General features: G+C 66.6%; 14 protein-coding genes. 3 read left to right on the top strand and 11 right to left on the bottom strand.

The window, feature by feature from the left end:
• Positions 1-228 precede the first annotated feature (228 nt).
• The 6 genes from rpsO to truB form a co-directional block, all read right to left on the bottom strand.
• Positions 229-498, bottom strand: coding sequence for a 30S ribosomal protein S15 (gene rpsO, locus IWX65_RS08510; protein ID WP_196821980.1), 270 nt, complete (start codon positions 496-498; stop codon positions 229-231).
• Between the two features lie 94 nt (positions 499-592).
• Positions 593-1,588, bottom strand: coding sequence for a bifunctional riboflavin kinase/FAD synthetase (locus tag IWX65_RS08505; protein WP_196882011.1), 996 nt, complete (start codon positions 1,586-1,588; stop codon positions 593-595).
• Between the two features lie 153 nt (positions 1,589-1,741).
• Entirely contained in the window at positions 1,742-2,389 is a 648-nt protein-coding gene (locus IWX65_RS08500) for a DUF4345 domain-containing protein (RefSeq protein ID WP_196882010.1), read from the bottom strand.
• A gap of 34 nt (positions 2,390-2,423) precedes the next feature.
• Positions 2,424-2,867 carry a hypothetical protein gene (locus IWX65_RS08495; protein WP_334683748.1) on the bottom strand — a complete coding sequence of 148 codons (444 nt, stop codon included), beginning with the start codon at positions 2,865-2,867 and terminating at the stop codon, positions 2,424-2,426.
• Positions 2,864-3,232: a hypothetical protein gene (locus tag IWX65_RS08490; protein WP_196882009.1), complete on the bottom strand. Its 369-nt coding sequence runs from the start codon at positions 3,230-3,232 to the stop codon at positions 2,864-2,866. The genes IWX65_RS08495 and IWX65_RS08490 overlap by 4 nt, the downstream gene beginning before the upstream one ends.
• A 2-nt stretch (positions 3,233-3,234) precedes the next feature.
• Complete coding sequence (truB, locus tag IWX65_RS08485; RefSeq protein ID WP_196882008.1) at positions 3,235-4,134, bottom strand: tRNA pseudouridine(55) synthase TruB; 900 nt, start codon at positions 4,132-4,134, stop codon at positions 3,235-3,237.
• Positions 4,135-4,253: 119 nt separating this feature from the next.
• Between truB and IWX65_RS08480 the strand changes: the two genes are divergently transcribed.
• Complete coding sequence (locus tag IWX65_RS08480; protein ID WP_196882007.1) at positions 4,254-5,432, top strand: pyridoxal phosphate-dependent aminotransferase; 1,179 nt, start codon at positions 4,254-4,256, stop codon at positions 5,430-5,432.
• 88 nt (positions 5,433-5,520) lie between these two features.
• Here the strand turns inward: IWX65_RS08480 and rbfA are convergent, their stop codons facing one another.
• The 5 genes from rbfA to rimP form a co-directional block, all read right to left on the bottom strand.
• On the bottom strand, positions 5,521-5,961 hold the full coding sequence (gene rbfA / locus IWX65_RS08475) for a 30S ribosome-binding factor RbfA (protein WP_196881999.1): 441 nt from the start codon (positions 5,959-5,961) through the stop codon (positions 5,521-5,523).
• 111 nt (positions 5,962-6,072) lie between these two features.
• On the bottom strand, positions 6,073-9,093 hold the full coding sequence (infB, locus tag IWX65_RS08470) for a translation initiation factor IF-2 (RefSeq protein ID WP_196881997.1): 3,021 nt from the start codon (positions 9,091-9,093) through the stop codon (positions 6,073-6,075).
• Between the two features lie 152 nt (positions 9,094-9,245).
• A complete protein-coding gene (locus IWX65_RS08465; protein ID WP_196881995.1) occupies positions 9,246-9,620 on the bottom strand; it encodes a YlxR family protein in 375 nt (124 codons plus the stop codon).
• Positions 9,621-9,669: 49 nt separating this feature from the next.
• On the bottom strand, positions 9,670-10,650 hold the full coding sequence (gene nusA / locus IWX65_RS08460; protein ID WP_196821970.1) for a transcription termination factor NusA: 981 nt from the start codon (positions 10,648-10,650) through the stop codon (positions 9,670-9,672).
• A gap of 10 nt (positions 10,651-10,660) precedes the next feature.
• Complete coding sequence (gene rimP, locus IWX65_RS08455) at positions 10,661-11,323, bottom strand: ribosome maturation factor RimP (RefSeq protein WP_334683747.1); 663 nt, start codon at positions 11,321-11,323, stop codon at positions 10,661-10,663.
• 72 nt (positions 11,324-11,395) lie between these two features.
• On the opposite strand from rimP, the gene IWX65_RS08450 reads away from it, so the two are divergent.
• Positions 11,396-11,743, top strand: coding sequence for a hypothetical protein (locus IWX65_RS08450; RefSeq protein WP_196881994.1), 348 nt, complete (start codon positions 11,396-11,398; stop codon positions 11,741-11,743).
• Positions 11,740-12,462 (top strand): VIT1/CCC1 transporter family protein, encoded by a 723-nt coding sequence (locus IWX65_RS08445; protein ID WP_196881992.1) that lies wholly within the window; start codon positions 11,740-11,742, stop codon positions 12,460-12,462. The genes IWX65_RS08450 and IWX65_RS08445 overlap by 4 nt, the downstream gene beginning before the upstream one ends.
• Positions 12,463-12,507 lie beyond the last annotated feature (45 nt).

The raw sequence follows: 12,507 nt of genomic DNA, 5'->3' as shown, positions 1-12,507 counted from the left end.
CCGATGGCAGGTCCCTCGTGGACCTGTTCAGCGCCCGGTCTTCGATCGAGATCCACGGGGCGGGCCTACTGCTGTGCCCTGCCCGGGAATCACTACCGAGGACCGCGAATGCCAAGTACCGGTTGCCTCTGGTATTTTCTTGATCTCTTGTTCCGCCGGCCTACGGGCCGGGGGAAATGGAAAGGCGGCTCCCTCTCCTCTCGGAGAAGGTGCCGCCGTCCAATTCAGCTAGCGACGCAGGCCGAGGCGCTCGAGGAGCGTACGGTAGCGGCTGATGTCGGTGTCCCGCAGGTAGTCCAGCAGGCGACGGCGACGTCCCACGAGAAGCAGCAGTCCACGACGCGTGTGGTGGTCATGCTTGTGCACCTTCAGGTGTTCGGTCAGGTCGAGAATGCGGCGGGAGAGCATCGCGATCTGCACCTCGGGGGAACCGGTGTCCCCTTCGGAGGTTGCATACTGCTGGATGATTTCCTGCTTGATAGCGGCGTCAAGGGCCACGAATAACTCCTAGAGTTGTACCGTGCTCAGATGAGTGTCTTTCGACACGGAAAAATCCAGCCACCACGGACTGCAGCCGGATCCTGTCCTAACTTTACCTGCTGGCCGGTTGATCTGTCGAAAGCAGGTCCCGAGCGCGCGCGACGTCGAGCTTCATCTGCTCGATCAGCGCCTCCGGGCCGGCGTACGTCACCTGGCCGCGGAGCCGCTCGACGAACTCGACGATGACCCGCTGGCCGTACAGGTCGAAGTCCTGGACCTGCTCCGGAGGACGGTTGATGACGTGCGCCTCGACCTGACGGGTGATGCCGTCGAAGGTGGGGTTGGAGCCGACCGAAATCGCGGCAGGCCATCTGGTCCGGGAGGCATCGGTCAGCCAGCCGGCGTAGATGCCGTCGGCCGGTATGTAGCCCTGGGCATCGGGCTCGAGGTTGGCGGTGGGATACCCGAGGTCCCTCCCCCGGGCTGCTCCGTGCACCACTTCACCGCGCATCCGGTGGCGTCGCCCGAGAATGCGTGCCGCCGTCGCGACGTCGCCGTTCTCCAGGGCCTCACGGACCCAGGTGGAGGAGCAGCGGCGGTCGCCGTCGTCGTCGGTGGCGTCCGCGGGGAAACTGGCGCCGAAATCGTCGATCGCCAGGACCTCGAAGCCCAGTTTCTCCCCCAGTCCGCGCATGGTGTCGAGGTCACCGCTGTTCCCGCGGCCGAACCGGACGTCGTGGCCCACGACCACGGCCTTGGCTCCGAGGGTCCGAACGAAGACTTCTCCGACGAATTGCTCCGGGGTGTTCGCGGCGAGGTCGAGGGTGTAGTGCATCATCAGCACGCCGTCGATTCCGGCCTCGGCCAGCGTTTCCACGCGGTCCTCCAGACCCATGATGAGTTCGGGCGCCGTCTCGGGTCGGTGGACCTGGGCGGGGTGCGGATCGAACGAGACGACGACGGCGGCAGCGTTGCGCTCGCGGGCCGCTTCAACGAGCTGCTGGAGGACCCGCTGATGGCCGCGGTGGACGCCGTCGAAGTTGCCGAGGGTGAGCACTGACGGACCGAATCCCTCCGGCACGCTTGCCAGGTCTCTCCAATAGAACACGCATCTCCTTCAGGCTGTGGACTGTGCTTGCTGCCGGTTCGGCGGGCACGGAAGTTCATCGTGCGCGGCGCCCAGTCCATTATGGCCGACGGCGGACGGGGCTGAGGCATCCGCGGGCTGTGGTGCGCCGCGGTGCGGGCCGCGTTGGGCGGGTCAGCTGCGGGCGTCGTAGTCCTTGCGCATCTGGGTGGTTTTGGCGATGTACTTGTGCCACACCAGCAGCGCGGCCGGGAAGGCGAGCTCGATGACCATGAGGATGATCATCAGGTAGTGCGGGGTGCCGGAGAACGCCCAGGACAACACCCGTCCAATCCCCCCGGCGAAGACCATGAGGCATACGAGCCACAGCATGTTGGCCCATTCGAACTTGATCGCAATGGTCACGAAAGCCGCTCCCACGCCCACCATCATGGCGGAGAAGAAACGGAACTGGTTCTCCAGGGTGGGATTGACAGGCTGCCCCTCGGTGTCCGGCAGTCCGGCCGTTCCCAGGATGAGGTAGTAGGCCCCGAAACCGGCGAGGACGAGGCCGACCAGGACCACGACGGTCCGGAAGACGTTCCAGTCGTTGTCGCCCGTCCCCTTCTTCGACGCCTTTTTGGCAGCCTTCTTGCCGACATCCGGCTGCGAGGTCGGCTTCCTGCCGGGATCGCTGCCGGAGATATCGCCGGAGCCCCTGCCGGGGGTGCCCGCCTGACGGGTCTGCTGCTGTGGCTGTGTAGGTGAGTTGGTGGGATCAGGGCTGACGGCCGACATGGTGATTCTCCAGGGTTCGGTGCGGGGAGTTGCTTCTTTCGTCATACTCTCACGGGCCACACCGGGCTCAAAGCAGAAACTAGCCCTTGCCGGGCCGGTTCCGGTACAGCCAGCCGAGCCCGAGGAGCGGCAGGATGAGCGGGATGTAGGCGTAACCGCTGCCGAAGCCGGACCACATGGTCTCATTGGGGAACGCCGCAGCGTCGAAGACACCGAGGAAGCCGACGCCGAGGACGCCCATGAGTTCGACACTGACCGCCGCGACCGACACCCGGTACCACTTTCGGCCCGCCCTCGCGAGCGAGACGGTAGCCAGCAGGTAGACCGCCGCGGCGAACGCCGTCAGCGAATAGGCAAGTGGGGCCTCATCGAATTTGGTCAGGATCTGGAAGGCCGCACGGGCCGTGGCGGACAACGCGAACACCCCATATACCGCGATCAGCAGGCGGCCCGGACCTGACGAGCGACGGTCCTTCGATGGGCCTGCTGCCGTCTTCGAGGACTCCTGGATCTTCCGTCTCACAGTCCGGCCACTCCTTCCCAGATCTGCTCCATCCGGTAGAGCATGACGAAAATGGTCGGCCCCACCGCCCCGAGGACGAGGTTGCTCCACCGGCTGCGCTCGAGGATGGCCCACCAGAACGCGCCCACGGGCACGATCAGGGCGGTCAGCAGGTAGCCCCAGAACTCCCAGGCCTCCCCCACCACCGGCTCCCCGCTGAGCTGTCGAACTGCCGCGCTCCCGCCATAGGCCACCAGCAGAAGTTCCACCGCCGCGACCGAGAGGATCGTGATGTCGTTGGGGGGTTGCCGGAAGAGGGCGGCGCCGATGCACAGCACGGCTGACAGCAGGCACACGACTGCCCCGGCAAGAAGGAACGGATCCACCCCTAGTTCCCCCCGCCGGGCGCGAACACCAGGAGTGCACGGGAGTCGTCGGGCCGGTTCTCCAGGAGGGCAACCAGTGTTCCATCAGGCGCGAACGCAGCCACCGGCTCCGTCCCCGGGCCCGGCTCGATCCTCCGGCCATGGGAGATGGCGGTGGCCTCGCCGGACGAGAGCTCCCTGGCCGGAAAGAGGGCGCGGGCGGCATCGTCGAGCTTCAGGAGCCGCAGGTCCTGCGCCAGCTCGTCGAGTGTTGCCGCCTGGTCCAGCTGGTAGGGCCCCACACGGGTGCGTCGGAGGGCAGTCAGGTGCCCACCCACTCCGAGATCGGCACCGAGATCGCGCGCAAGGGCCCGGATATAGGTGCCCGAACTGCACTCGACCGTCACATCGACGTCCTGGTGCTTTCCGGAGTTGACCCGGCGGATGTCGTGGACGTCGAAGCGGGAAACGGTCACCGGGCGGGCTGCCAGCTGGACGTCCTCGCCCGAACGCACCCGGGTGTAGGCGCGCTGGCCTTTGACCTTGATCGCGCTGACGCTGCTCGGCACCTGCTCGATGTCCCCGGTCAGGGCAGCGACCCCGGCACGGATGTCCGCCGGTTCCACCGCCGCCGCGATACTGCCTCCGATCACTTCACCCTCCGCGTCGTCAGTCAGCGTCGACTGACCGAGCCGGATCGTGGCGTCGTAGGTCTTGGACGTACCGACGATGTAGGTGAGGAGCCGGGTCGCCCGGTTGATGCCGATCACCAGTACGCCGGTGGCCATCGGGTCAAGGGTGCCGGCGTGGCCCACTTTGCGGGTACCGGCGAGGCGTCGCATGCGCCCGACGACGTCATGGCTCGTCCAGCCCTGAGGCTTGTCCACGATTATCAGCCCGGAGTGGACCTGCCCATCAGTCACGCTCCCCAGTATATAAGCCGCGCCTCTGCGGGCCGCACCGGAGCGGACGGCGGCGGCCGGGCCCGCGACCGGGACAGCAACCGGGCAGGGCCCGCTCCGCGGACGCTATTATTCGGCATATGATTCCCGCAGCGCGCCACGTCCTCAGCGTGCCCATCAACCAGATCCGTGAGATCACGCAGTCCGCCTGGTCCCGCCCCGACTCGATCGTGCTGAGTATCGGAGAGCCGGGTTTTCCCGTGGCACGCCACATTCTCGAGGCCTCCATGGCCGCCCTGGACCGCGACGACACGAACTACACGCCCAATGCGGGCCTTGCTCCGCTTCGGAGCGCTTTCGCCGCCCGCTTCCGCGACTCACACGGAGTGGAGGTGGATCCTTCCCGGGCCTATGTGACCGCCGGGGCACAGCAGGGCCTCCACCTTGCCCTGAGTACCCTTCTCGATCCCGGCGACGAGGTCCTCGTCCCGAATCCCGGGTATCCGACGTATCCCATGACGGTTGCCCTGCTGCACGCCGTTCCTGTGCCATATCCGCTCCGCCCGGAGCACGGCTTCCAGCCACGGATCGCTGACCTTGAGGCACTGATCACCGATCGTACGAAGGTGCTCATCCTCAACTCACCGTCGAACCCCCTCGGCGCGGTGTTCAGCCACGAACTCACGCGGGAACTTGTGCGGCTGGCACACCGCAGGAACCTCTGGGTCGTTTCCGACGAATGCTACGAGGCCTTCACCTACGATGTGCCCCACATCAGCCCGGCACGCTTCGACGCCGGAGGGCCCGAAGCGCTTCCGGAAGCGGCGCAGCACCGGGTCTTCACCTCGCTGACCCTCTCGAAGACCTACGGGCTGACCGGCCTTCGCGTCGGTGCCCTGGTGACCCCGCCGGACCTGGAGGTCCTGCTGAACAACGTCATGGAGGCGAGCGTCTCGTGCGTTTCGGGGCCCTCGCAGTACGCGGCCCTGGCGGCCCTGACGGGTCCGCAGGACTATATCGCGGCGAGCCTCGACCACTACCGGACCAACCGCGACGCCGCAACGCAGGTCCTGCGGGGGCTGAACATTCCCTTCCTCGACGCTGAGGGGGCGTTCTACCTCTGGGCTGATGTGTCCCACGCAGCGCACGGAGATGTCCGGCGGTGGGTGGGCGCGTTTCTCGAGGAACAGGGGGTGGCGCTTGCTCCAGGAACGGCGTTCGGGTCGATCGGCGAGGACTGGGTCCGGATCGCACTGTGCGGGGAGACCGACGAACTCATAACAGGCCTTTCGCGGCTTCCGGCGAGGGACGACGACTGAGGCGACTCCTGCCCGTGCGGGCAAGCCCTACCCATGGAGAAGGCAGCCGACGGATCGGCTGCCTTCCCACCAACTCCCGCAGTATTCGCTAGCGGGCGTCGTCGTCGTTTTCCTCGGAGGTGCGGTAGGGATCAGCGTCCCCCGCGAAGTCGGCTCCCTGCGCGATCGCTGCCACTTCGGCGTCGCGTTCGCGGGCCTTCTGCAGCAGTTCCTCGAGGTGGCTCGCGTTCACCGGCACCTCGTCGGGCACGAACTCGAGGGTGGGAGTCAGGCGGGCGGTGATGTTCTTGCCCACCTCGGCCCGCAGCACCCCCCGCGCCGATTCAAGGGCCATTCGGGTGGCCTGCTGCTCTTCCAGGTCACCCAGCACCGTGTAGTACAGCGTTGCGTGCTGGAGGTCGTTGGTGACCCGTGAGTCGGTGATGGTCACTGCCTCGAGCCGGGGGTCCTTGACCCTCCGGCGAAGGGCTTCGGCAACTATGACCTTGATGCGTTGCGCCAGGCGTGCGGCGCGGGCCGGATCTGCCATAACTGTTCTCTCCTACTGGGACTGGGATTAATGAGACCTGCACGGAGGGTGCAGGGGCAGGAGACGAGGCGGGCGCCCCGGGAATCCGGGGCGCCCGCCTGCACTTCCCTGCTAGACGCGGGGCTTCTCCCGCATCTCGAAGGTTTCGATGAAGTCGCCTTCCTTGACGTCGTTGAACGAGCCGAGACCGATACCACACTCGAAGTCCGTACGGACCTCGGTGGCGTCGTCCTTGAACCGCTTCAGCGAGTCGACGGTCAGGCCCTCGCCGATCACCTTGCCGCCACGCGTGACACGTGCCTTCGTGTTGCGGCGGATGATGCCCGAGCGCACGATCGATCCGGCGATGTTGCCGAACTTCGAGGATCGGAACACCTCGCGGACCTCTGCCGTGCCCAGCTGGATTTCCTCGTACTCTGGCTTGAGCATGCCCTTGAGGGCAAGCTCGATGTCGTCGATGGCTCCATAGATGACCGAGTAGAAGCGCATGTCCACGCCTTCACGCTCGGCGAGGTCGGCCACACGTTCCGCCGGCTTGACGTTGAACCCGATGATGATCGCGTTGTCGACCGTCGCCAGGTTGACGTCGTTCTGCGTGATGGCACCGACACCGCGGTGGATCACACGGAGCTGGACGCCCTCGCCGACATCGATCTTGAGCAGCGAGTCCTCGAGTGCCTCGACGGCACCGGACACATCACCCTTGAGGATGAGGTTGAGGGTATCGACCTTGCCCTCGGCCACTGCCTGGTCGAAGTCCTCGAGGCTGATGCGCTTGCGGCGCTTCGCCAGGGCCGCGTTGCGGTCGGCCGCTTCACGCTTTCCAGCGATCTGGCGTCCGGTGCGCTCGTCGTCGGTGACGAAGAACGTGTCACCAGCGCGGGGAACGTTCGACAGACCCAGCACCTGCACCGGACGCGATGGCCCGGCCTCGGTGATGATGTCGCCGTTCTCGTCGAACATGGCGCGAACGCGGCCGTGTGCCGTACCGGCCACGATCGTGTCGCCGACCTTCAGCGTTCCCGACTGGACCAGGACTGTCGCAACCGCACCGCGGCCCTTGTCGAGGTTTGCCTCGATGGCGATACCGCGTGCGTCCTTGTTCGGGTTGGCACGCATGTCGAGGGCTGCATCAGCGGTCAGCAGGACGGCTTCGAGAAGCTCGTCGATACCTTCGCCCCTCAGGGCCGAGACGTGGACGAACATGGTGTCGCCACCGTATTCCTCGGGAACCAGACCGTACTCGGTGAGCTGGCCCTTGACCTTGTCGGGGTTGGCGCCTTCCTTGTCGATCTTGTTGACGGCAACCACGATCGGGACATTCGCCGCCTGCGCGTGGTTCAGTGCCTCAACGGTCTGCGGCATGACGCCGTCGTCCGCTGCGACAACCAGAACCGCGATATCGGTGACCTTCGCACCACGGGCTCGCATGGCGGTGAACGCCTCGTGACCGGGGGTGTCGATGAAGGTGATGGCGCGCTCGGCATCCTCATGCTGGTGCTGGATCTGGTACGCACCGATGTGCTGGGTGATGCCGCCGTGCTCGCCCTCCACGACCTTGGTGTTACGGACGGCGTCGAGCAGTCGCGTCTTACCGTGGTCGACGTGGCCCATGACGGTCACTACCGGAGGACGTGCCTCCAGCTGCTCGTCACCTTCTGCTTCGAGCTCCGCATCGAAATCGATGTCGAAGCTGCTGAGCAGTTCGCGCTCTTCGTCCTCTGGGGAAACGACCTGGATCTTGTAGCCCAGTTCCGTTCCGAGGACGTCGAAGGTGTCCTCGTCGAGGGACTGCGTGGCGGTCGCCATCTCGCCGAGGTGGAAGAGCACCGTGACCAGTGCTGCCGGGTTCGCCTCGATCTTGTCGGCGAAGTCGGTGATCGACGAGCCGCGCCTCAGGCGGACGATGGCATTGCCGTCGCCGCGGGGTACGCTGACGCCGCCCAGTGACGGAGCTGACATCTGCTCGAGTTCCTGGCGCTTTGCGCGCTTCGACTTCCGCTGCTTGCCGCGCCCTGCTCCGCCCTTGCCGAACGCTCCGGCAGTGCCGCCGCGTCCGCGACCGCCCTTGCCGAAGCCGCCGCCGGCTGGAGCCCCGCTGGGGCTTGCCGGGGCGCCACCCGGGCCGCGCCGTGGTCCGGCTCCTGCTCCGGGTGCACCGCGGCCGGGGGCTGCGGGGCGCTCGGTGCGGTTGGGCATCATGCCCGGCGTCGGACGTGACCCGCCGGGACCGGCCGGGCGAGGCGCACCTGGACGGGGACCGCCGGCACCAGCTGCGGGACGGGGACCGCCCGCGCCTGCCGCAGGACGGGGGCCGCCGGCACCAGCTGCGGGACGGGGACCGCCCGCGCCTGCTGCTGGGCGCTGGCCGCGCTCGTCATCGCGACGACCGGGACGGGGCATGCCCTGCGAGGGGGCGAAGGGGTTGTTCCCGGGACGGGGCCCGCCGGCACGGTCGTTGGACCGCTCGGCAGGACGGTCGGTGTCGCCGCGACGTGAACCCATGCCCTGGGAGGGCGCGAAGGGGTTGTTGCCCGGACGCGGAGCACCACCGGGGCGCGCACTGCCGGGGCGTGTGGATGAAGCAGCCGGAGCTGCGGGAGGGGTGACCGGACGAGGCGCCGGGCGCGCTCCCGGCTTGACTCCCGGTGAACCGTCTCCTGCAGAAGTCTCCGCAGGCGCTGGATCCGACGACGCAGGACTGGAGAACGGAGTCTCCTGTCCGGCGGGCGCGGGAACGGCGCTCTGGGGCGCTGGAGCGGGTGCATCGGCCTTCGGAGCCTCAGCCTTCGGAGCCTCGGCAACCGATGGGGAAATCTGCTCGGACCCTGTGGGTGCTGCCGCCTGGGATGCCGGGGGCCTGGGCGCCGAGGGGGTTGGGGATGAAGGTGTTGATGCTGCGGGCGCCGGGGATGACGGGGTTGAAGGCGCCGTCGGTGCGGCAGTAGCCGCAGCGGCCGGCTTGGAAGCACCGGCATTGGGGAAGGCACCGCGAAGTTTCTTCACGACGGGTGCTTCGATTGTCGATGAGGCGGAACGGACGAATTCGCCCAGTTCCTGCAGTTTTGCCACTGCATCTTTCGAGGTAATACCGAGCTCTTTGGCGAGCTCGTGTACGCGGACCTTGGCCACATTTCTCCTGTCTCGGTCCGCACCGAGCCAGGCACGAACCGTCTATTTCCTACTGCAGAACCGGACTGCCGGAGCAGCCGGGAAGTTGATTGCAGAACTCAACGAAAAAATCATCGTCGAGCACTCATCGCTGGGTACTCATCGGGTTTCCATCAGTTTTCTGACCCGCTTTCAGGGAAGGACGGTGTATTGCTGAAGGCTCCATCGGAGGCTTCAGGATGTGCGTGGAACTGGGAGACCAAGAACTTCGTCTCCACGGCGCCCCGGAAGGCGCGGTTGAACGCTTTCCTCTTGATTGCCGTTTCCATACACGCCGGATCAGGGTGCAGCCAAGCGCCCCGACCGGAAAGCCGGCGGTGTTCATCGATCACGACAGCGAGATTGCCGTCGATTTCCTGGGCCACCACCCGCACCAGATGTGACTGGCCCGCTCGCTTCCGGCATCCGACACAGGTCCGAACAGGGCGGGAATCCGCCGTCGAACCTGTGGATCTGCCAGAGTGGGTCACCGACTCAGTCCTTACCATTCTACCGCTTCCACGCCGGTGGTGCTGACGAGGTGCCCCAAAGCCTGCTTCAGGCCTTTGCGGGCTGGGCGGCGTCGGACACGATATCGATGCGCCACCCCGTGAGCTTGGCCGCGAGTCGGGCGTTCTGGCCCTCCTTGCCGATAGCCAGCGACAGCTGGTAATCGGGTACCACCACGCGTGCTGACCTCGTTGCCTCATCGGTGATGGAGACGGAATTCACGCGCGACGGCGAGAGCGAGCTGGCGATGAAGGTGGCGGCGTCGTCGCTGTAGTCGACGATGTCGATCTTCTCGTCATTCAGTTCGTTCATGACCGCGCGCACGCGTGAGCCCATTTCTCCGATGCAGGCACCCTTCGCGTTGACGCCCGGCACGTTCGCCTTGACCGCGATCTTGGTGCGGTGGCCGGCTTCCCGGGCCATGGCCACGATCTCCACCGTCTTGTCCGCGATCTCGGGTACTTCGAGTTCGAAAAGCTTCCGGACGAGGCCCGGGTGGGAGCGTGAAAGGGTGATGGACGGTCCCTTCATCCCCCGGTGCACGTCGGTCACGAAGGCTCGCAGGCGGGAACCGTGAAGGTACTTCTCCCCTGGCACCTGCTCGGAGGGTGGCAGTACAGCCTCCACCGATCCCAGATGGACCTGGATCATGTGCGGGTTGGTTCCCTGCTGGATCATTCCGGCAACCAGTTCGCCCTCCTTGCCGCGGAACTCGCCGAGGATGTTGTCGTCCTCGGCGTCGCGCAGGCGCTGGAGGATGATCTGGCGCGCAGTGCTTGCGGCGATGCGTCCGAATCCGCCGGGGGTGTCGTCGAACTCACCTACGGCCTCGCCGTCGTCGTCGACTTCGGTGGCCCAGATGGTGACGTGGCCGTTCTTGCGGTCCAGTTCGGCCCGCGCCGTATCCTGGGCGCCGGGCGTACGGTGGTAGGCCACGAGCAACGCCTGTTCGATCGTGGGGATCAACAGGTCCAGCGGAATTTCGCGTTCCCGCTCCAAGAGCCTCAATGCGCTCATATCAATGTCCATCTAGGGCTCCTTATGCCGGGTGCCGGGCGCCGGAGTTCTCCGGATCGCCCGCACCGTCTTCTGTCTGTTGTTCTTCGTCAGCATGCGCGAATTCGACCTGCACGGTCCCTTTGCGGATTCTGGAAAACTCGATGCCCGTGGGCTCGCCCTGCTTGGGCTTCATCCCCTTCTTGACGGGCAACTGCGGCACCAGCCGGATCCCGGTGGCGCTGACCTCCTGGAGCCGGCCAAGGACCTCGTCGCCCTGCACTGGCTTGACCAGGATCATGCGCCCAACATTGCGGCGCCAGTGCCGCGGCTCGGTGAGGGGCCGGGAGACGCCCGGCGAGGAGATTTCGAGGCTGTACGGGCGTCCGTCGTCGTCCGGGTCGTTGTCCATCGCCTGGGACAGCTCGAGCGAGACGTCGGAGATGATGTCGAGCCCGACGCTTCCCTGGCGGTCCTCGGGGAGGTCCACGACGACGTGCACGGTGCGGTGGGCGCCGGCGATCTTGATATCGATCTCTTCGAGGTAGAGATCATGCTGCTCCACCAGGGGCTGGAGCCGCGTCCGGAGTCTTTGTGCCTCCGCCTGGAGTTCAGCGTCGAGCGCCGTCTTGCGGGGCGCCGCCCGATTTTCGTTGCCGGGCTGAACCGCCATGGCTGCCTCCCACTCGATGATGTTGTAGATCAAGAGTACCGACTTTCACCCCTCCCGGTTGTATTACCCGGGCAATCGGACCCGGCCGTGACATCATCGATTGTTGTGAAGACCAGCCAGCCACCGCACGGGCGCAGCTCTTTTCGCCGCGCCGGCCGCCGGCTTGCAGAGGTGCTGGCCCTGGTGACGGTGTTCCTCCTGGTTGCGGGTCTTGGCTTGGGCGTTACCGCGGGGAAGGAGCCGGTCGTGAAGGACCATACCGACACCGAACAGGCGCAGCTCGACGCCGTCCGGCGGGCCTCGGCTCTTGCCGCTCAGGCTCGGGACGTTGCCGCCGTCGTGCCTGAACCGGTACTTTCGGCCCGGATCCTTCGGACGGCCGGGAAGCTGGAGCAGCAGGCCGGGGCGCTCCCCCGACACCAGCCGACCACGTTGCCCGAGGACACCCCATGAACTCCAGCGACACGTTCCACGTCGACGAACCCCATCGCGGCGACTTCGCCCAGCGGCTGAACTGGCTCCGCGCGGCCGTCCTGGGAGCCAATGACGGCATCGTGTCGGTCGCAGCCATCGTCGTGGGGGTGGCCGGGGTGACCACCCTGCAGGGTCCGATCCTCACGGCCGGCGTCGCCGCGCTGGTGGGCGGCGCAGTGTCGATGGCACTGGGTGAGTATGTTTCGGTCAGCAGCCAGAGCGACAGCCAGCGGGCACTGATCGAAAAGGAACGGCAGGAGCTGCTGGATGAGCCCGAGGAAGAACTGCAGGAGTTGGCCGGCCTGTACGAGGCGAAGGGCCTGAGCGCCGAGACGGCGATGACCGTGGCGGTTGAGCTCACCCGCAACGATGCGCTCGGCGCGCACCTCGACGCCGAACTGGGCATCGCCGAGAACGACGTCGTCAGCCCGTGGCATGCCGCGTTCGCATCGGCCGCCGCTTTCACCGTCGGCGGCGTCCTCCCGCTCCTTGCCATCCTGCTGCCGCCCCCCGGAGCGCGGGTGCCGGTCACCTTCGTCGCGGTTCTGCTCGCCCTCGCCGTCACCGGAAGCATGGGTGCCCGGGTCGGAGGAAGCCCGAAGCGCCGCGCCGCGGCGCGCGTCGTCGTCGGTGGGTTCGTTGCGCTCCTCGCGACCTTCCTCATCGGCAACCTCCTCGGCGCGACAGGCGTGGTGTAGCCATCGATTCCTGCCGCCTCGAACTCCCATCCGCACTGATCCGCT

It is taken from the genome of Arthrobacter sp. CAN_A214, assembly GCF_015751955.1.
In the GTDB taxonomy this organism is placed as follows: Bacteria; Actinomycetota; Actinomycetes; order Actinomycetales; family Micrococcaceae; genus Arthrobacter_D.
The sequence above is the reverse complement of the archived record's forward strand: the minus strand, read 5'-3'. Positions and strand labels throughout refer to the sequence as shown.